We start from the raw sequence: 19,637 nt of genomic DNA, 5'->3' as shown, positions 1-19,637 counted from the left end.
GAAGACAGTTTGCACCGAAGGGGCAATGCACTTGACCGATTCTGGATGGTTAAGCTCACCTGCCCGTCAGGTGTTGATGGAAACGACGAGGTCATTGAATGCAAAAGGCTGATCGGCGATCTCGCCTATTGGCCCCAAGCAGCGGTTGGTGGATGTGCGGGCGCTCTAGCACCCGTCGTCTCCTTCCACGACGGTCGACAGGAAGCTGGAACGGGCCAGATCACATGCAATCGGTTTCGAGAACGAGGTGCCAAACCATCTACTCGTCAACGAACCATCGTTGGTGACCCAGGGGATTGGCGGCAGTTGCGGCAGATAAGATGCATACGGCATCACTTTCGCAAGCGTCACTCTGACCAGATACTTTGCTAGAAAAGCCTCGTTCATTCCGCCGTCCAGTCCGCTATAGATCGGGGCTGCCGGGACGTTGTCATTGAGCAATCGCGCGAATTCGAGTTCGTCGGTACGTTGCTTCTCAAGCGCCCGCCGCGCAATTTTGGAATCCACAACAAACGCGGGGCATTTATCGGTGGGACTGAACACGAGAGGATACGGCGAATTTGGTGGAGCTTGCGCATCGAACACATAGCGTCGATTGCACACGTCCACCTTAGGTTCGAGATGCGTCGTCTCGAAGTGATCGTTGCCGACTTTGAGCATTTTCCAGAAGGAGAGGTTCGGGCTATTTCGATGCTGCGCCAGGTTTGCCGACGTCAGGCGGAATGGATAAGCCTGGACCTGAAAGGACGGTCGGCCGCCGAGGGAGTCCCGCGCTAGCGAATAGATCTCGCTTATCTGTTCGTCGGTCATGGCATAGCAACCGCTCGATGAGCAGTCGCCATGGATCATGAGTAAGCTGCCGTCGCGATTGTTTGCCTTGTCGAAGCTGTTGGGAAAGCCGACGTTGATCGCGAGATGGTAATCGGAGTTGGGATTCATCAGCTCGGGAGTAATCGTATAGAACCCCTCTGGAGCCTGACGGTCACCCTCCTTCAGTTTCGGCCCGAGATCCCCCGACCACCGACAGATCGGGTACACCTTGAGGATTTTGAAGAGGCCGGTGGTGTCCTGTTTCCAGACTTCGAGCTCCGCCTCTTGCTTGAAGACGCGCACAAGGATAGGCGAGTATTTTGGCATCTTCTTTTGTCGGAGCAGCGAGAGCAACTCGGGTGGTAGCTCCTTTGTAGCCTTGGCCGGCAAGCGGTTGCTGTTTTCGCCAAGGCAGGTGGCCGGCGACAACGCCGCGAAAAAAGCTGCAGTCAGCACAAGCGCACGGAGTGCCGTGGCGCCGATCATGACCTTACCTCGGGCGTGGAATCTGCTCATTTGGGTAGCGTGTAGTCAGTGGGTTCGTAAGGCAAGCCCAGATGGACGCAGCCACCGGAGAAGTTCGAGCTTATCGTTGGCCTTGGGGATGCCAAGACGCTCGGTCTCGTCGTCCGCTTCTGGCCCATAGCTGACCTGCCCGATCGGTTCAGCCGAGGACTGCTTATAACCCAAAGCTGACCTCAAGCAGTTCCGGAGACAATTAGGCAAAAAGCCCGCATTGGTTATGACAGCATTCTTGGCGACGCTCGCGACATCGGCCAAGTCGGAGTTCATCGATGTGCCGACGGAGTGATCGCCACCGATAGCCAAGACCGGCATCGGCAATTTTCCGGTCTTTGCGAACAGCGTTTTGTTGTCCTCGCCGTCCTTAGTGAAGGCAGCAAACTGTCCGCCAAAGGCATCGTGGATGGCATCCGTACGAGCATAGAGCTCCGCATCGTGATCCCGGGTCTTTCGTCGATCGCAGCGGGGGTATGGGTCAACGGCCTGGTTCGAAAACCGATACGGTTATCGAAGCATCGAGGCGGACAGTGCCAATGTTGGCGCTCGCCCTGCCCGAAGCCGCTGGAACTCGTGCTAACGAGAAATATCGAAGTGTACTGCTTTGATAGCGTGCGCAGAAGCATTGTAGCCTGGAATCATGGGAGAACCGCGCATGGATTCCATTTCTCGTCGCTATATGTTGGCAGCGACTGCTACCGGAGGTCTTCTAACGAGCGTTGGGCTGGCGCACGCGCAAACCGCGGACGGCGCGATTCCTCAGCCACAGCGACCGGGTCACGGCGGCACCGATCCCGGTCCGCGCAATCTCATGCGGGATCGGCAGAACCCGGATCTGCTGGTACCGCCGTCGACCGATCATGGCACCTTGCCGAACCTGCGCTTCTCGTTCTCGGATGCCCATATGCGGCTTGAGCCGGGCGGCTGGACCCGCCAGGTCACGCAGCGTGAGCTAGGCATTGCCAAGTCCATGGCCGGCGTAAATATGCGCCTGAACGCGGGCGGTGTGCGTGAGCTGCATTGGCATAAGGCGTCAGAATGGGCCTACATGCTCTATGGCACGGCTCGCGTGACGGCCGTCGATTCCGAGGGACGCTATTTCGTCGATGACGTCGGCGTCGGAGATCTCTGGTTCTTCCCGGGCGGAACCCCGCACTCGATCCAGGGCCTCGGCCCCGACGGCTGCGAATTTCTTCTCGTGTTCGACGATGGCGATTTCGACGAAGACAACACCTTCCTGCTCAACGACTGGTTCAAGCGCATACCGACCGATGTGCTGGGCAAGAATTTCGGAGTGCCTGCCTCGTTGTTCGGCCACACTCCCGATGAAAGCGAGCGCTATATTTTCCTGGCCCCGTTGCCGGGGCCGCTCGGATCGGAAGCCATATCGGGCGCAAAGGCGTCGGAGACGAGCTACACGTGGCGGATGATGGAGCAGGTGCCCATCAAGACGAAGGGCGGAACGGTGCGGATCACCGATTCCCGTTTGTTTCCAATCAGCACAACGACCGCAGCGGCCCTGGTTGAACTCGAACCTGGCGGATTGCGCGAGGTGCACTGGCACCCTAACGGAGACGAGTGGCTCTACGTCATCGAGGGACAGGCGCGCATGGGTGTGTTTGCCGGCCAGGGGCAGGCGCGCACATTTGATCTGCAGGCCGGCGACGTTGGTTACGTCCCGGTGGCGATGGGCCACTATCTCGAGAATACCGGCTCGACCAACTTTCGATTTCTCGAGACGTTCAAGAGTGACCGCTTTATCGATTTCTCGCTCGATACCTGGATGGCGGCAACACCGCCGGGACTGGTGCAAGCCCATCTCAAACTCGATCCGAAGGTGATGAGCGCGCTGCGCACGAACAAGGCTCTGGTCGTGCCGGAATAACCGCCCAAGTCGGAGTGAATCGCGGCGCATTCGTCCGGCGCCCGCCGGCAAGATTGCGCCATCTCCGGCTGCAGAAGGAGAACGCCATGAATGTTCTGACCTGGGCCGCCCTGCGTTGGTGGTCGCCGGATCCGCCTTAGCATCAAACGGTCAGGCCGAAACGGGCACCCGAGCGTCAGTGGCATCCTCAGTTTGCAGAGACAAGCTTTAGTCCAATCACGCCGGCCACAATCAAAGCAATGCAAAGTATCCGCGCCGGCGACGCAGAGTCGCCCAGCACTGCGATACCCAGAACGGCGGTACCCGCGGCACCGATACCGGTCCAGACCGCGTACCCCGTTCCTACGGGAAGTGTGCGGAGCGCCAGCGAGAGAAGAAAGATACTCGACAAACCGGTGGCAGCCGTAAACAGCGCGGGTATCAGCAGCGTGAAGCCTGCGGACCACTTCATACCGAAGGCGAATCCGATCTCGAGAAGGCCGGCGGAGGCCAATATCATCCATGCCATGTGGGTCAATCCATTCGCTGGTCACCGGGCGTTACCGCCGGGCCGCTTGTGAGGGGCTGGACGCGCATGGAGGATTCCATGCGCGACATGCTTGCTGATGGGCGCCTCAAGCCTTACTGGCGGCAGCGGGGATCGAGCGGAACGAAATTCCCAATCGATTGAACGCGCTCATCAGGCCGATGGCATAGGTGAGGTCAGCGAGTTCCTTGTCGCTGAATTCGCCGGCGGCGGCCTCGTAGTCGGCATCGGGAACGCCGGTTTCGGCCACCCTCGTCACGGTTTCGGTCCAGGCCAGCGCAGAGCGTTCGCGCTCATTAAAGACTTCCCCCGCGTCTCGCCACACAGGCACCAGCACGAGCTTGTCCGCGGCGACACCAGACTTGAGCAGGTCGCGGGAGTGCATATCGATGCAGTAGGCACAGCCGTTGATCTGCGAAACCCGCAGATAGACGAGATCGACAAGTTGCTTTGAAAGGCCGCTTTTTTGAAGATAGACGTAGACCCCTCCAAAAGCCTTGAAGCCTTCCGGTGAAGCCTTGGCGTAATCGATGCGCTTGTTCATGATTGAATCCTCATCTGGTTGAAGGATTCCATCGTCTCGCATCTTGGCCTATTCAAGAAGGTCCATGATAGGCGTTTGTAGCTGGACCATGATTTCCATAATCCGGCAGATCACGCTCGAACTTCAGTCACATCAATCCCAAAATGCGCCGTCCGAAATTTTCGGCCGTGCGCCGCGAGGCGATATTCGTGAAGTTCAAAAGAAGGGCGGAAGCCCCATCATTGCGCCTCGTCCAATCCGTAAGTGCCTCCGCGTACAGGCCTTGTTCCCGCATGCTCGCAGCGAGCCGGCGATCTGAACGGTTGCCTCGCAGACGCAAGATCAGGTGCATGCCCCCCGGCTGTAAATCTATTCGCACATTTTTTCCCAGCACGCTTTCCAGCCCCGCCGCGGTTGCCGCGCGGCGCTCGGCATAGAGCCTCCGCATCCGCTGGATATGGCGCGCAAAATGTCCTTCGGCGATGAATGAAGTGACGATGGTTTGCGTAAGCCCCGGAGAGCCAGTTGAAAGGCTTTCGGTGACCTCCTCAAACCGCTCGACCTGCGCTTCCGGCACGACGAGATAGGCCAGCCGCATGCCTGGAAAAAGTACCTTGCTGAAGGTACCCGCATAGAGCACCCGCCCGTCACGATCGAGGCTTTTCAATGCAGGGAGGGGGCGGCTGACATAGCGGTATTCGCCATCGTAGTCGTCTTCGATGATCCATGCCTTGTTTCGCGCGGCCCAGTCCAACAGCGCCAGACGCCGAGGTAACGACAGGGACATGCAGAGCGGGCTCTGATGCGCAGGCGTGACCACCGCTGCGCGCGCCCGGGACGCGAGCTTGATGGCATCAGAAACGACCATGCCTTCCGCATCGACCGGCACCGAGATGCCTTCGATATGCATATATTCGAAAATTTCTCGCGTGGGCGGATATCCCGGGTCTTCGAGCCAGACGCGATCACCCGCCTTCAGCAGGGCATGACCGATCAGCTCCACGGTTTGGCGGTATCCCGAGGTCACGAACACCTGAGACGGGGAGCAGTTGATCCCACGCGAAACCTGGAGATATCTCGCGATTTCAGCACGCAGCGAAGGCAAGCCGGACACAGGGGGATGGATCATATCGGAAGGCTGCATGGCCCGCGCACTGCGCGCGCCAAGGCGTGCCCAGATCTTCCGGGGAAACGCATCCAGGGCGGGCAAACCCATCTGGAACGGCAGGATGGAATCCGGACGAAAACTGACTGCATCCATCCGGGGATCCGCTCGCGGCGTCGGGTTCGCAATGGATATTCGCGGCGTAAGGTCTGGGCTTACAATGGTTCCTGCCTGCCCGCGCGCCTCGACATACCCTTCAGCGGCCAGCAAGGAATAAGCCGTGTCGATGGTACCTCTCGCCAGCCCCAATTCCTTGGTCAACGCCCGTGCCGACGGAATGCGGTCACCAGGCTTCAACATTCCAGTGGCGATAGCGTCGCGAAACCGATCGTAAATCTGCCGGTAGAACGGTGCTGCAGCCTTCGGATCAAGCGGCGGGAGCTTTCGGGGATTCGCGGCAGGCATGGCCCGATCCGATCTTTCGATGAACGAAAAACCCACTCTGCCATAACGGTTCGGATTGGTCTCCACTCCTCGCACGCGACAGCGGTCAAGCCTGCGCCGGCAAATCATGGACCAGTCGCAAAGCTCATTCATGGTCCTTGGATGCAGGCCGAAATTGCTCTTTGCTGATGATCAGAGTTCGGACAACAGCGATTGGAAAGCAGATGACGAAAATACTGCATTTGACTTGCAGCCCCCGCGGGCAGGCCTCGGAGAGTTACAGGCTATCTCAGAAAATCGTCGGCCACCTGCTGGATGGCGAGCCGACGGCAACCGTCATAATTCGGCCGATCAGCGGCGTCGCCGACATCGACGAAAGCTACGCAACTGCTCTTGGCGCGACCGAGCGATCCTGCCTGGAAATGTTTGTCGAGGGTTCCATGTCCCGGTCCGAAGAACTGATCCAGGAACTGGAGAGCGCGGACTTCGTCGTCATCGCAACTCCGATGCATAACTTCACCGTGCCTGCCGCTCTCAAAGCTTGGATAGATCACGTCGTTCGAGTCCGTCGAACGTTCGACGTGACTGCCCAGGGAAAACTGGGGGCGTTGCGCGACCGCCCGGTTTTTGTCGCAGTGTCCTCGGGCGGACGATTTTCCGGCGATCGCGCGCATCAGCCCGATTTTCTCACGCCGTATCTAAAAGCTATCCTCGGCACCATCGGGCTGCATGATTTGACGTTCTTCTCCGTTGAAGGATCGGCCCTTGGTCCCGATGCATTGGTCGCAGCCCGAACCAAGGCGGATCAGGCAATGCAGAGGTTCTTCCTCTGTTTCGCGCGCCATTTAACGGGGGCGTTTCAGCAAGCTGTATGAACGGGCAACGGCCTTCCCGCGCTCAGTTCGGCCACCGATACGTCCGTTCCTGGCCCCGAGCAGACGCTACCGTTTCGCGCGGAAGCTGGGGGACGCCTGCACCTCGCGGGATTCCCTACCAGCGAGACCAGTACAGCGCCCGGGAAGCTGAGGTACTTGCCTCCTCCATTGAGCAAGCAAAACTTCCCCCAAACATCAGAGCCTCGCTAAGAACGGAGACTGACTTAACCGAGATCACGCAAAAGACCTCTTGCTCGCTTAAGGTCGGCGGTGTTGAGACCTTCGGTAAACCGGTCGTAAATCGGTTGTAGCAGCGCCTTCGCTTCAGCCGGTCGGGCCTGATCGCGAAACAACTGTCCCAAGCTTGTGGCGGCGCGTAGTTCCCAGGACAGAGCGCCCTGCAGGCTCGCCCACTTCATCGCCTGGTAAAACTGATCCTCGGCCGTTGCCGCAGCGCCGGGCGCACCTTGCAACAGCAGCAGTTCGCCCTTGATGCGCAGCAGCTCGGCGATGCTCAAGCGTTCTTCGGTCTCCTCTGCGCGCGCGATCGCATCGTGTACCACCGAAAGTCCTTCGCCCACTTGCCCGACACGCCCCAAGCCTTCCGCCATCTCACCAACGAACAGGAAATAGCGATGCGATGCGTTGACTTCGTCGCCGAGTTCGTCGATGCCTGACCGCAGCAGCGGCAATCCGCCGGCGGTATCTCCGCGCTTGATCGCAAGCAGTCCTTGATGGCTGCGGGCAAAGGCAACATAGCGCATCAACGAATGCCTGGTCGAAAGGTCGATCAGCCTTGCCACGTAATGGTCTGCGACATCCATATGGCCGCTCCACAGCGCGATCGGGCATGCTGCGTTGGCGACGATGTAGCACACCGAGTTGACGTGTCTGCTGGCAGATGCCTCATGCAGGTATGTTTCGGTGACGTGCATTGCGCGATCCGGAAATCCCTGCAGCCATAGGGTCCGGCCCAGAAAGGCGCCGGCGGTCACCCGCTGGTTGCTCCGGAAACGGCTGATCCGCGACTTTTGGACTGGAGGAACATAGTGCGCGAGCATGCGTTCGAGGTGATACCGCGCGCTCGCTTGATCGCCGAGGCATTGCTGCGAGATGCCGATCAATCGCTCACCGATCAGCCGATCGTTGGAATTTGACCGGCTTGCCGCAAGGGCGCTGAATCGTTGCGCGGCGGTCAAGGAGGCGCGAAGGCGGCCGGCAACCCGGTGAAAGAACCACAGGCCTAGCAGCGACCGCAATTGGTGCTCGACATCGTCAAGCCTCTCTGCAAGCTCCAGCGCCTTTGTCCAGGCTTCGCCGAGCGCGGGAATTTTCGCGTCGGTGACAAATATCAGGGTCGTACCGAGCGCGGTATGCAGCTTCATCTCGAGGCGCGCGTCGCCATTGACGGCAGCCCCAAGGGCGGCGATCGCCCGCTCCACGCGGCCGCGGCATTCCTCCAGCAACGACGAATGGACGCATAGGGGCACTGCGGCCGCGGTCAGCCCCGCGCCAATCTGCACGTCACCGCTGGGTGAAAAGGCCCAACCCAGCGCCGCGCGCAGGTTGTCGATGTGCCGTCCGTAGTCGCCCATCCAGTCGACCGTGGGGCGCATCTCCAGCTCCGCTTCAGCCCGCTCGAACAAGTCCCGGTAATATTCGGCATGGCGGCGCGCGAGCCGTTCCCGTTCCCCGCTCTCGCCGAGCTTTTCGAGGGCATACGTATGGGTCGTATCCAATAAGCGGTAGCGCGCCGTGGTGGCATCGATTTCCGCCACAACCAGCGACTTCGAAACCAGGCTGGAAATTCCATCGACCACGTCCGGCAAAGCGATCCCGGCGCCCGTTACCACCGCGCAGATCGCCTCCAGGTCGATGGCGCCGGCGAAGACCGCGAGCCGGCGGAGGAGCACCAGCTCAGGCTCAGTCAGTAGCTCGTAGCTCCAATCGAAGGTCGCCCGCAGAGTTTGGTGCCGCGGCAGCGCCGTCCGCCCTCCGGTCAGCAGCTGAAAGCGATCGTCAAGGTGAGCGGCGAGTTCTTCGACACCGAGTGCCGTGACACGTGCCGCCGCCATTTCAATCGCGAGCGGTATGCCATCAAGACGCCGGCAGATCGCCGCGATCGTCTTTGCCTGATAGCCATCCAGAACCGCCCCTGCCTCGGTTGCTCGTGCACGTTCGATGAATAGTCTGACGGCGCCGTATTCCAGGAGATCGTCCGCGTCCTCCGTCGGAATCGAGAGCGGCTGCACCCAGTAGACCTGCTCCCCCTCGGCCCGGAGCGGCTCGCGGCTGGTTGCGATGATCTGAGCCGAGGATCCGGCTCGCAGCACGCCCTCAGCCATCCTCGCCGCGGCGTCGATCACATGCTCGCAGGTGTCCAACACCACCAACAAGCGCCGCGCTGCCAGTGCCAGCGCCACGCGCTGCGTCGAAATTTCACCGCCGCCGAACTTGAGTCCGATCGCGGCAGCGAGCGCTATGGGAACCAGACTGGGATCAGCGAGCGGCGAGAACTCGGCCAGCCACACCCCCTCTGGAAAATGCGGCAGCAGTTCACGGGCGACCGCGAGCGCGAGCCGTGTCTTGCCGATGCCCCCCGCCCCGGTCAGGGTGACGAGCCGGCCGGCACGGACAAGCTTCGAGATTTCCTCGACCTCGGCGGTGCGGCCGATCAACGCTGAAACGGGCTGCGGCAGGTTGGTCGACGCTAATGGCTGCGCCGACGCACTTTCCTTTAGGTAGAGTGGATGTCCCGGTCCGGTTGCTGGCCGCATGGTCCAGATGCCGCGCAGGTGATAGCCGCGGCCGGACACCGTCTGCAACAACTCGCGATCGGCGCCGAGCGCCTTGCGAATGGCGGATATATGAATCTGGAGCGTGTTTTCTTCGACCGTCGCAACCGGCCACACCCGATCTATAAGATCGCGCTTGGTGACAAGCTCGCCGCCCGACTGAACCAGAATCTCCAGAATTTCGAATGCGCGGTTCCCGATCGGAACGGAAACACCTCGGAACCGCAGCTCACGCTGGGTAAGATCGATCTCCCACCCGTTCGACTCATAGACGGCTCGTAGGCCTTGCTCGGCCATCACGGCCTGCCCCGTCGGTTGAGTAATCCTAAGAAAATCTCAGCATCAGATCAGGGAACCGCTCCAGGAAAGCAGCTTAAACGTTGATCTGGGCAGTGGGCAAGCGCCGTCGAACTATCCGCTTAACGCGCGGCATATCAATGGCTTGATACCCAGCATCTGCTTGGGTGATCTTCTGAGCAAGATTAGCATAATAGCATCAATGGCGGGCAAGCGATTGATGCAGGGCCTTAGTAAGATCACTCTCGAGCCCAGCGGCGCGCTGTTGCGCAGGCTTCGCGGTGTCGCTGTGCCCAATGTAAACGGGAGAGCGAACATGATCTCTGCGGCATTTCCCTATAAGAAGCAGCGGCGGCGGGTTCTCGGCCGCGAGATGGCGTATGTGGAGGTGGGAAAGGGCGACCCCATCGTACTGCTGCACGGCAATCCCACTTCGTCGTATCTCTGGCGCAATGTGTTGCCGCACCTGAAGCCGCTGGGTCGCTGCATCGCCCCCGACCTGATCGGCATGGGCGATTCCGACAAGCTGCCTGACAGCGGTCCCAACTCGTATCGCTTCGTGGAGCACCGCCGCTATCTCGACGCCCTGCTCGAGTCCCTGGACGTGCGCGAACGGGTCACCCTCGTCGTCCATGACTGGGGTTCGGCGCTCGGCTTCGACTGGGCCAACCGCCACCGCGAGGCCGTGAAGGGTATCGCGTACATGGAGGCGATCATGGGGCCGCAGTACTGGGACCACTGGGACAAGTTCGAAATGCGTCACGCCTTGCAAGGGCTACGTTCCGAGAAAGGCGAGGAAATGGTCTTGCGAGACAATTTCTTCATCGAGAAGATCCTGCCGGGAGCCATCCTTCGCAAGATGTCCGACGAGGATATGGCGGAGTACCGACGGCCGTTCGCCGAGCCCGGCGAGGGCCGGCGTCCGACGCTGACGTGGCCCAGGCAAATCCCCATCGAGGGCGAGCCCGCCGACGTGACTGCGATCGTGACCGCCTACGCCGACTGGCTTAAGACGAGTCATATACCCAAGTTGTTCCTGAGGGCGGAGCCCGGTGGGATCCTCGCCCATGGCCCGGTTCTCGATTTGGCCCGCAGCCTCCCGGCACAGACCGAGGTGACAATCTCGGGACTCCATTTTGTCCAGGAAGACTCGCCGGACGAGATCGGACGGGCCGTCGCCGGCTGGATGGAGGCGTTGGGCTGACCGCAAATGCGAAGTGCCGCGGCGTCTACCAGGGCGACCTTCGCATAGACCACAGGATAGCGTTCGTGAGAATTCGCTGGTAGCGGGCGTCCCGCCAAACTGACGGCTCGTGGCCTAACGCCGAATAAAATACTCGTCCCTCGCCATAGAATCGGGTCCAGGTGAGAGGCCAGCCATAGAATCGTTGATGTACGCCGGTCTTGCCAAGGTCCACCGAGCTTGGGTCGAGGCGCAGGAGCACGCGTGAACCACGATAGTCGAAGTCGCCGATTTGGTAGATCTCGTCCTCGACTTGCAACGAATTCCCGAGAAAAGCCACCAGGGGATCGCCGGGATCAACCACCTCGATCTTCACGGCCTGATGCCAAGGATGACCATTAAAGTAGCCGCCGACCAGATCGAGATAGTCCGGCCAAGTGTAGAATGTGTCCGTCGCCGAATGAACGCCGAGGAACCCGCGGCCCGAGCGCACAAAGTCGAGAAGAGCTCTCTTTTGCGCGTCGCTCATCGGAAGTTCTCCTGACGTATAGAACATCACCGCTGCGTAGCGCTCGAGGTTTTCGGTAGAAAATTCAGACGTGTCTTCCGTTGCAGTGACTTCAAAAACACCCGAATGGCTTCCGATCTGGGTCAGGATAACCTTAGAAAGCGGTATGACATCGTGCCGGTAGCCGGCGGAGTATGTGAAATAGAGGATGCGCTCTCGCGGACGCTCCGCATGCGCGCCGAGTGGTCGGATTGCCGCCGCGCCGCCGAGGAGCGCGATGAACTCACGTCGCCTCACAACCGCCTCCGCCAAAACCAACCATGTGTTGACGAAGCCTAGCACAGATCAGCCCAGCGCCGACCGGGGGGCATCGCCCTCTGGCGTCCTATGCGACGCTGCTGGCCTGATCCTATTGTGACCGTCGGCGATTGTCCGCCCGTGCGCACAATTTTAGGTTATCTATTCGGATAGTGTTGGGCTGAATAGCCTATGCTGCTTAAGCGTTGCACGACAGCTATCGGACAGGATGATCTCGGAGGCGCATGCATTCAGCTTTCAGTTGGTATTTCTTATCCATGAAAGGCCGCATCGGTCCGCAGGAATTTCGATTGGGACTTTTGGGACTTGTGCTAGTCGATATGCTCGTCGTGCGCGTCGCGAGGAAGCTCACTGATTCAGGACCCCAATACTATAGCGTCAACCCTCCGCTCGACTGGCCCATCGTCCAGGCTGTCCTCTTTATCTCGCTCTGGCCGCTCGCTGCAATCCTTGTGAAGCGACTACATGACTTCAACATCTCGGGTTGGTGGGCGCTCACAATCCTCGCAATTCCTCTCCTCGTCGACGCGCTCAGCATTCCGTATTGGCTTCCTTATCTTTTATTGGCGGCAATCCTGAGTGTATTTCCCGGACGGCCTGGCGACAATCGGTTCGGCTCGACCTCGCTACCGCGCAGGCGCGTCTAGCGCGCCCCCAAAGCAGACCGGCCGGGCGTTCGAACGGTGGCGCGAAAGTCAGCCGCAATGTCCGCTGCTGGCCCATCCCTGCCGCCAGCGCTCCTCAACGTCAGGTCGGTTTCGCAGGGTAAACCCGGCGCGCCGATCCGCCGCGAACGACGCCGGACTTCGACCCAATTCGGACTTTGGTTGGTATCCCAAGCCGGACATCAGCTGCCTCCAGACTTGGTGGCTTCCCGCACGAGGATATCCATCAACATTCTGGCGGGCATCTCGCGGGCAAGCGCGGCCGCCTGACCTGACCAGAGTGGCGTGAAATCGGAGCTTCCATTCTGCTCAGCCGCAGCACGCAGCGGCGACAGTTCGCCCATGGGCAGCGGAAAGTCCGGCGCCGCGTCCGACCAGGGACCAATCTCGGCGGCAAGGCGATTGACCAGAACCCTCGCCGGTCGCCCGGAGAACACGTTGGTCACGACAGTCTGGTTCAACCGCGCATTTCGCAGAGCCTCGCGATGGAGCGGGGGCGTTGCCGACTCGGCACACAGCAGAAAGGCGGTTCCAACCTGCACGCCGGCGGCCCCGAGTGCGAATGCCGCTGCGATCCCTCGCCCATCCCCGATCCCGCCGGCTGCGATCACGGGCACGCTGACGGCGTCAGCGACTTGTGGCACAAGGGCGAACGTGCCGGCCTGTGAGGCGATCGCGCGCTCGCTGTCAGAATCGAGGAATAAGCCTCGATGTCCTCCGGCTTCGTACCCCTGAGCGATGATCGCATCGGCACCATGCTTTTCGAGCCAGCATGCTTCGTCGACTGTCGTCGCCGATGAGATCACCTTGCAGCCAGCTGCCTTGACCCGATCGACCAATCCGGGCTCGGGCAAACCGAAATGAAAGCTTACCACTTCCGGCCGAACCTGTTCGACTACGGCGGACGCGGCATCGCCGAACGGAGCGAGATCGAGGCGCGGTGCAGCCGTTGCGGGGGCGATGCCCAGTTCGCGATAATACGACGAAAGCTTCTCATGCCAGGCACGCTCGCGAGCGGCGTCCGCCTTTGCCGCATCGTGGCAGAAGAAGTTGAGATTGATTGGTTTCTTCGTCAGTCGCCGTAGCTCGGCAACGGTCTTTGCAATGAGCTCAGGCGTCAAGACAGCGCAGCCGATCGAGCCAATGCCGCCGGCATTCGAGACCGCGGCTGCAAGGTCTACCGTGCCCAATCCGGCCATTGGTGCCAGCACAATCGGATGCTCGATCTTGAACAATTCAACAAGACGTCGGTTAGACCACATCGCACACTTCCTACCAGTGGCCGGCGGACGCGCCGCCGTCGACATGCATGATCTCGCCTGTGACGAAAGCCGCTCGCTCAAGATACATCACGGCGTCGACGACCTCCTGTATCTCGCCCATGCGGCCCATCGGCTGCAAGCTTGCGAGGAAGCCATGCGCCTCCGGCGCATGCATAGGGGTCGCGATCGCACCAGGCGATATGGCATTCACGCGGATATTCCGGCTTGCGTACTCGATCGCGAGCGAGCGGGTGATCGCGTTGAGCCCGCCTTTGGTTAGCGCCGCGAGCGCCGCCGCCAGTGACGCCATCGGCTGCTCGGCGATCGTGGCCGTGATATTGACGATGTGACCCGAGCCCGCGAGCAGCATCCTCGCCGCCACCCGCTGCGTCAGATTGAAAAAGCCCGCGAGATTGACCCCGACCATCTTGGCGAAGTCGGCCTCAGAATACTCGGTAAAGGGCTTCGCAATGAACAGGCCGGCATTGTTGATGAGCGTATCGATCCGTCCGAAGCGCTCGATGGCCAGTTCCACGATGCGATCGGCCGTCTTTGCGCTGGCGATATCGCCATCGACCGTGAGCATCGACGGATCGTCGCTCCTGCCGATCGAACGAGAACTGGCGACGACGTGGTAGCCGATATCCCGGTAGGCCTCGAGCAATCCTGCGCCAATGCCGCGCGATGCTCCGGTGATGATGGCAACCTTCCGTTCGGAAGTCATATTCGCTTCTCCTTCACGCAAAGTGCATGGATGGGCGAACAGTTACCCTGATCGAGGCAATGCCGCTTTGCATCGCCTGCTCAGCTATTGTCATTTCCTGCCGTCGGTGGATGCAGATCGTTACATCGGTAACAAAGTCAAGCCAGCCGGTTTCGCCGATATTGCGCCGGTGTCTGGCCCGTGGCTCGCCGGAATGCGCGGGTGAAATTGGCCTGGCACGAAAACCTGAGCCCGAGGGCAATATCGACCAAGGCCCGGTCCGCATCGCAGAGCAGGTCCTTGGCGCGTTCGAGGCGCCTTGCACTGACATGCCGATGCGGCGATTTGCCGATGGCGGCCTTGAACGCGCGCGCGAAATAAAACTCGCTCAGGCAGGCAACCGAGGCTAGCCGCGCTACCGTCAGATCGCCCTCCAAATTGGCTTCGATATAGTCGAGCACGCGCGCCAATCTGCGTCGGTCGAGCCCTTCCCCTGCGGCCGGCGTGACCAGGCCGGACCGCGGCGCAGTATGGTTCTGGATCAATCTTGCCACCAGACTGAATGCCAGGGTTTCGGCGAGCAGCCTGCCCGCGGACGTCTCGTGTTCCAGTTCGAGCATGATGGCAAAGGCAATCTCGGCAAGCAGTGGATCGCGGAAGCCGCCCTTGTGGCGGAGTGTATCGATCGCCGTCGCGCCGAACCCTTCACCCAGATCATGCGACAAGAACAAGCCGGTCGGTAGGTAAAGATGCAAGATCGCGGGCACCGGCTCGGACATGTCGATCAGGCCTTCGTGCACGCCGGCCGGACGAAACCAGATGGTTCCACGTTCGGAGATGGTCGTGTCGATGGCCCCGTCCAGCCGACGCGTGACAACGGACCGACTACCGCGCACATCAACGCAGATCTCGGCATCAGGCTGGGGGGTGTTCCAGGCAACCGTACCGCGGTGGCTGCGAAGCTCTGCCGTGAGATTTGACCAACCTCGCGCGGCGGATGAGGCCAGCAGCCCCGAGACGCCGTATTTATTGGAGCTGCGCTCGCCCGACGGCGTCGGCCGAGATGTCACTTCCTGATTTCGGCTAAATAAATTCACGCCGGCGTGACCTTTGGACATGCTGCGGGCTCGACGGCGTTAATGTGGTCGGACTCGTGGCTGACCGCAACTCTCGCCTCCGCCCTATCTCGCGTCTGCGATCAAAGCAGTGTAGCCGCTCACTTCCGTTATTGGCCCCCAACCGACGTTGCCACGCTGCTGCCGACCGCCAGCTTTTGACCCACAACGGACATGGCCTCCGTCATAGGGGCAATATTTCTGTTTCGGGGCTGCGGCCCCCCGTCGAGCTCTCGTTCGTCAACCAGCCCGCCTCCCGCACGATGGCGACGGCTGACCGGGCGACCGGGGCCGTGATTCCATTGACGAGTTGCAGTCGCAGATTGCGACCCTCGGTAACGGCCCGCACGACCGCCTTCCTCGCGACCCACCAGGAGCGATGTACCTGCAGGCCATCGGCATTTTCGAGCGCCATCATCGCCTGGTTGAGCGTTGCCAGTACAAGGCGAGAGTTGCCGGCGGTATGGACGCGCACATAGTGGTCCTCCATCTGCAGGCAAAGCACCGCGGAAGGTGGCGCACCGAGTAGCCCGAAAGCGGTTGGCGGCGCTTCGCCGGCTTCCTTGGCCTGTTGCCGGCGATGTAACCGGGCCTGCATAAGAAGGGTGAAACCGAGCACAATCGGCAAGGCGGTGATCAGCCCCTGCAAGTACCAATCGAGCGGTCGCAAGATTTTCAGGAAGGGCCATATCGATACGGCGATCGACGCGACCCAGATCTGGAATGGCGCGTTCAGGATGACGACGCCGAGAAAGATCGACATCCAGGTCATTGCCGGGTTCAGGCGGAGCCGCAGCACCACCCGGATGAGCGATCCGAAAAGCAGGATTCCGGGTAAGAAGCAGGCGAGTTGAAACACCACGCGCTGCCAGGTCGGTCCGTTCAGATAGCTACCAAACGGTCCGATCAGGCCGAAAAAGATGGCGCAGACGCTCGCGATCGCGAGGTCAACGGCCCAATCCCGCAGAAAGTCACTCCGACGCGCTTCGCTCATAAGGCCATTATAGTGGCGGTTTGCCCGCCGGCGAACCCATTCGCCCGTTGGCGAACAAGTGCTGGCGCAGGCCTGTGCCGTTTGCTGGATCCTTGGCGTCCCACTCGCCGAGAGGTTCCCATGCGCTACACGATTGCATATTTTTTCGCCGTACTCATCGCAGTCACCGCCGGCCAGGCCGACGCCGCGGTCGGGTTCCGGCATTTCAGCATCGACGATCCGCAAGGCCCACCTATCGAGGTGGGCGTCTGGTATCCGACCACGATGACCCCGAAGCCGGAGGCGGTCGAGTCCGATCAACAGATGGTCGCCCGCGACGCGCCGGTTGAGGGCACCGGTCTTCCGCTGGTGGTCATATCGCACGGTCACGGAGGCTCCTATGCCGGGCACCTCGACACCGCCACGGCCCTGGCCAATGCAGGGTTCGTCGTCGCCGCTCTTACGCACAATGGCGATAGCTGGCGCGACCAAAGCCGTCCTACCGCAATCTGGGAACGGCCACGGCAATTGAAGCTGCTCACGGATTACATGCTGGGCGCGTGGAGCGACCACGCCCGCCTCGATGCCAATCGCGTTGGCGCGTTCGGCTTCTCGGCTGGCGGCTTGACGGTGCTGGCGGCCGCCGGCGGCGAGCCGGACCTTCGGACCCTTCCGAGTCACTGCAAGGCGCATCCCGCCTTCGAAGACTGTCAGATCATGGAAGAGCCCCCGTTGCTGCCGGATAGCGATATCGTCTGGACCCACGATCCGCGAATCAAGGCGGTGGTCTCCGCCGCGCCCGCTCTCGGTTTTGCCTTCGGGACCAACGGTCTGGCGGCGGTCCTCCAGCCGGTACAGCTCTGGCGGGCCGAGGATGATCAAGTGCTACCACACCCCTATTATGCGGAAGCCGTTCGGCTCGCGTTGCCGACACCACCCGAGACGCACGTCGTGGCTGACGCCGGGCACTACGACTTTCTGAAGCCGTGCTCTGCGGACCTGGCAACCCGCATGCCGGCAATCTGCACAAGCAAGCCGGGCTTCGACCGCGCTGCGTTTCATGAGCGCTTCGATCACGACATCGTCGCCTTCTTCAAGCGGACGCTGCAGTAGCAGGTTTTGAAGTGGGATGTCCGTTCTTGGCCGTTAGTTGATATTCCCGCGCTCAGAGCGAACGTCCCCTTGTGACCCGAAGCGGACATTACGGATATTGGTGGCTGTGGAAATCGACGTGACTCAATGCTCACCTCCTGAGTTGCAAGCGGAACGACGCAAAGCATGAAGAGCGGCACAGAGTCGCTGCACCCATGCGCCCCGTGCTTCATCCGAACAACAGGAGAATTGCATTTTTCGCAGCGCATTCGGTCAGGACAGCTGACGGTGCGCGCTGCGTATTCCGGGCATGACGCTGACGTTCGCCGCGTTCCATGCTATTATGCTAATATTCCAGGTCGTTCGGTCGAGCCTTGTATTGAGGTCAAAACCGATGATTGGAGCCACCATCCCCACATACTTCGTCAGTCCAAGGCGAAGCATCAAGAAAGCATGATCACGTTGACGCTCGGCGCCGGCGTGCAAACTCGATTTGACAGGAGAAAGCATACGCAGGTCGATTTCAACTCGCGGCAGTTCACGGCGGAGACCTGAACCGCCGCTTGATCTAAGGAGGCACTCATGAACTCCATCAACGTGCGCATAGTCCCCACAGTCACCGCAGCGATGAGACTCACCAAAGCAGCGGCTTTTGCTGCTGCGCTCGTGTCCTTTGCCCCCGCGGCTGTCGCGGGAGAGCCGATTGAAAAGAAGGGGACTACTCCTTATGTGACGCACTTTATTTTTCGGCCCTTGATGAGCATTGACACCGCCGAACTCGGCAAGGCCACTACGCTGGAGGCGGTCGGGACCACTCAAAACATGAAGGGAGAGAAGATGCTGGACAAGATGTCAGCACGCTGCGTGGCGCTGAACGTCGCGTCCGGAGACAAGAAATACATTGACGGCGCTTGCGTGCTCGCCGACAGCGACGGCGACAAGATTTTCTCGACCTTCGATACTCGAGACCTCGACAAGGCCCAGCCGAAGATGGATTGTGGAACGCATATCATCACCGGCGGCACCGGTAAGTATAAGGGCATCACCGGAAGCGAACCATTTGCGTGCATAGCTATGCCTGCGCTGGCTGGCTCTGGCGATTATTTTGCGATGGACATCCCGCACAACACGTCCTGGGAAATCAAATGATCCTGAACCCGATGTCGCCGTAAAGATGGTTGTTGAGGCGGCCATCAATCGCTGAACGAGAGCCCAGCCCACCACAGCTGGGCTCTTCTTCTGTTCGTAATTTGGGTCAGATGGTCCGCTTGTGGCCCCAAGCGGTCGACCCGGCATGTCCGCTAGATGTCCGCTAGATGTCCGCTCCTTGGGGGTGAAGCAGACTTGATATGCTCAGCCCGAGTTCTTCCGGGTGTGCCCCGAAGGCGAAGTCGCCGCTGTCCGTATGCATGTCCGTTAATGGGGGGCTGAGCCGACTCGTTCTGCTCGCGGCGAGTCTTTCCGTTGATGAGTCGGCCCATCGCCTAGGTTGCTGCATCCAATATGTCGCTGAGCGACGCGACCGATCATACGTCCGACGGCAGTGGATAGCATTGTTGCCTGATCAGTCATTCGCGCCGACGTCCGTAAAAAGGAACCCCGCCGGCGTCTTGGTAAAGACGAAGATGAGCTCGCCGCAGAAGACGAAGTAATTGTCATTGTTCTCTTGATCGCGATCGTAGACGGCCTTGCCGCGCTGGACACACGCGCGATTTTTCGGCGTGAACGAGGTCGGATAGGTCTTGGCGCGAAATTGCGCGGCGTCGCGAATTGCGCTGTCGTTCATGAACGGCAATCGTGTCATACCGGCGACGGCGGCGGAATCGTTTGTCCTCAGCGCCGCGCGAAACTTCTCGATGAAGCCATCGAATTCCTTCTGCAAGGCAGGAGAAGCGACGGCTTTCTTCGGCGCCTGGGCGACGGCTGGAGCAAGGTTCACGAGAGCGGTTACGAGCATAATTCTCAGCAAAAATCCCACGGGTCGGCTCCGTCCATCGTCCAATCAAGGTCTTCCGACCGATCCAAATCCGTGGTGTTCT

The 19,637-nt window shown here is 60.5% G+C and carries 19 protein-coding genes; 7 read left to right on the top strand and 12 right to left on the bottom strand.

Annotated elements, in window-relative coordinates:
- Nucleotides 1-165: 165 nt before the first annotated feature.
- Nucleotides 166-1,296 carry a L,D-transpeptidase family protein gene (locus AB7245_RS17420; protein WP_439034459.1) on the bottom strand — a complete coding sequence of 377 codons (1,131 nt, stop codon included), beginning with the start codon at nt 1,294-1,296 and terminating at the stop codon, nt 166-168.
- A 45-nt stretch (nt 1,297-1,341) separates the two neighbouring features.
- The gene (locus AB7245_RS17415; RefSeq protein WP_439034458.1) at nt 1,342-1,647 is read right to left on the bottom strand and encodes a hypothetical protein; all 306 of its coding nucleotides are present in this window, start codon (nt 1,645-1,647) and stop codon (nt 1,342-1,344) included.
- 337 nt (nt 1,648-1,984) lie between these two features.
- Here AB7245_RS17415 and AB7245_RS17410 point away from each other — a divergent pair, with 337 nt between their 5' ends.
- Nucleotides 1,985-3,214, top strand: a complete 1,230-nt coding sequence (locus tag AB7245_RS17410) for a cupin domain-containing protein (RefSeq protein WP_439034457.1) — start codon at nt 1,985-1,987, stop codon at nt 3,212-3,214.
- Nucleotides 3,215-3,401: 187 nt separating this feature from the next.
- Here the strand turns inward: AB7245_RS17410 and AB7245_RS17405 are convergent, their stop codons facing one another.
- From AB7245_RS17405 to AB7245_RS17395, 3 genes are all read right to left on the bottom strand, one after another.
- Entirely contained in the window at nt 3,402-3,722 is a 321-nt protein-coding gene (locus tag AB7245_RS17405) for a DMT family transporter (RefSeq protein WP_085401694.1), read from the bottom strand.
- Nucleotides 3,723-3,828: 106 nt separating this feature from the next.
- Nucleotides 3,829-4,284, bottom strand: coding sequence for a carboxymuconolactone decarboxylase family protein (locus tag AB7245_RS17400; protein ID WP_439034456.1), 456 nt, complete (start codon nt 4,282-4,284; stop codon nt 3,829-3,831).
- A gap of 127 nt (nt 4,285-4,411) precedes the next feature.
- The gene (locus tag AB7245_RS17395; RefSeq protein WP_063986506.1) at nt 4,412-5,833 is read right to left on the bottom strand and encodes a PLP-dependent aminotransferase family protein; all 1,422 of its coding nucleotides are present in this window, start codon (nt 5,831-5,833) and stop codon (nt 4,412-4,414) included.
- A gap of 203 nt (nt 5,834-6,036) precedes the next feature.
- On the opposite strand from AB7245_RS17395, the gene AB7245_RS17390 reads away from it, so the two are divergent.
- On the top strand, nt 6,037-6,687 hold the full coding sequence (locus tag AB7245_RS17390) for an FMN-dependent NADH-azoreductase (RefSeq protein WP_439034455.1): 651 nt from the start codon (nt 6,037-6,039) through the stop codon (nt 6,685-6,687).
- 224 nt (nt 6,688-6,911) lie between these two features.
- Here the strand turns inward: AB7245_RS17390 and AB7245_RS17385 are convergent, their stop codons facing one another.
- Nucleotides 6,912-9,779 (bottom strand): ATP-binding protein, encoded by a 2,868-nt coding sequence (locus tag AB7245_RS17385; protein WP_439034454.1) that lies wholly within the window; start codon nt 9,777-9,779, stop codon nt 6,912-6,914.
- A gap of 316 nt (nt 9,780-10,095) precedes the next feature.
- On the opposite strand from AB7245_RS17385, the gene AB7245_RS17380 reads away from it, so the two are divergent.
- A complete protein-coding gene (locus AB7245_RS17380) occupies nt 10,096-10,983 on the top strand; it encodes a haloalkane dehalogenase (protein ID WP_439034453.1) in 888 nt (295 codons plus the stop codon).
- Nucleotides 10,984-11,008: 25 nt separating this feature from the next.
- Here AB7245_RS17380 and AB7245_RS17375 read toward each other — a convergent pair whose 3' ends face one another.
- Nucleotides 11,009-11,767, bottom strand: a complete 759-nt coding sequence (locus AB7245_RS17375) for a ThuA domain-containing protein (RefSeq protein WP_439034452.1) — start codon at nt 11,765-11,767, stop codon at nt 11,009-11,011.
- A 245-nt stretch (nt 11,768-12,012) separates the two neighbouring features.
- Here AB7245_RS17375 and AB7245_RS17370 point away from each other — a divergent pair, with 245 nt between their 5' ends.
- Nucleotides 12,013-12,435: a DUF805 domain-containing protein gene (locus AB7245_RS17370; protein WP_439034451.1), complete on the top strand. Its 423-nt coding sequence runs from the start codon at nt 12,013-12,015 to the stop codon at nt 12,433-12,435.
- 200 nt (nt 12,436-12,635) lie between these two features.
- Here AB7245_RS17370 and AB7245_RS17365 read toward each other — a convergent pair whose 3' ends face one another.
- The 4 genes from AB7245_RS17365 to AB7245_RS17350 all read right to left on the bottom strand — a co-directional run bounded on the left by AB7245_RS17365 (nt 12,636) and on the right by AB7245_RS17350 (nt 16,527).
- Nucleotides 12,636-13,715 carry an NAD(P)H-dependent flavin oxidoreductase gene (locus AB7245_RS17365; RefSeq protein WP_439035732.1) on the bottom strand — a complete coding sequence of 360 codons (1,080 nt, stop codon included), beginning with the start codon at nt 13,713-13,715 and terminating at the stop codon, nt 12,636-12,638.
- Nucleotides 13,716-13,725: 10 nt separating this feature from the next.
- Nucleotides 13,726-14,439, bottom strand: a complete 714-nt coding sequence (locus AB7245_RS17360; RefSeq protein ID WP_439034450.1) for an SDR family NAD(P)-dependent oxidoreductase — start codon at nt 14,437-14,439, stop codon at nt 13,726-13,728.
- A 137-nt stretch (nt 14,440-14,576) separates the two neighbouring features.
- Complete coding sequence (locus tag AB7245_RS17355; RefSeq protein WP_439034449.1) at nt 14,577-15,536, bottom strand: helix-turn-helix domain-containing protein; 960 nt, start codon at nt 15,534-15,536, stop codon at nt 14,577-14,579.
- Between the two features lie 181 nt (nt 15,537-15,717).
- Complete coding sequence (locus AB7245_RS17350; RefSeq protein WP_161495844.1) at nt 15,718-16,527, bottom strand: LytTR family DNA-binding domain-containing protein; 810 nt, start codon at nt 16,525-16,527, stop codon at nt 15,718-15,720.
- Nucleotides 16,528-16,647: 120 nt separating this feature from the next.
- Between AB7245_RS17350 and AB7245_RS17345 the strand changes: the two genes are divergently transcribed.
- From AB7245_RS17345 to AB7245_RS17335, 3 genes are all read left to right on the top strand, one after another.
- Nucleotides 16,648-17,619, top strand: a complete 972-nt coding sequence (locus AB7245_RS17345; RefSeq protein WP_439034448.1) for an alpha/beta hydrolase family protein — start codon at nt 16,648-16,650, stop codon at nt 17,617-17,619.
- A gap of 165 nt (nt 17,620-17,784) precedes the next feature.
- Complete coding sequence (locus AB7245_RS17340; protein ID WP_201266186.1) at nt 17,785-18,153, top strand: hypothetical protein; 369 nt, start codon at nt 17,785-17,787, stop codon at nt 18,151-18,153.
- 27 nt (nt 18,154-18,180) lie between these two features.
- Nucleotides 18,181-18,747 (top strand): hypothetical protein, encoded by a 567-nt coding sequence (locus AB7245_RS17335; RefSeq protein WP_085401701.1) that lies wholly within the window; start codon nt 18,181-18,183, stop codon nt 18,745-18,747.
- 415 nt (nt 18,748-19,162) lie between these two features.
- On the opposite strand, the gene AB7245_RS17330 is transcribed toward AB7245_RS17335, so the two are convergent.
- On the bottom strand, nt 19,163-19,576 hold the full coding sequence (locus AB7245_RS17330) for a hypothetical protein (RefSeq protein ID WP_245328455.1): 414 nt from the start codon (nt 19,574-19,576) through the stop codon (nt 19,163-19,165).
- Between the last annotated feature and the right edge of the window lie 61 nt (nt 19,577-19,637).

It is taken from the genome of Bradyrhizobium sp. 604_D8_N2_3 (genome assembly GCF_051810765.1).
Lineage (GTDB): Bacteria > Pseudomonadota > Alphaproteobacteria > Rhizobiales > Xanthobacteraceae > Bradyrhizobium > Bradyrhizobium barranii.
Note: the sequence above shows the minus strand (reverse complement) of the source record. Positions and strands in the feature narration are given on the sequence as shown.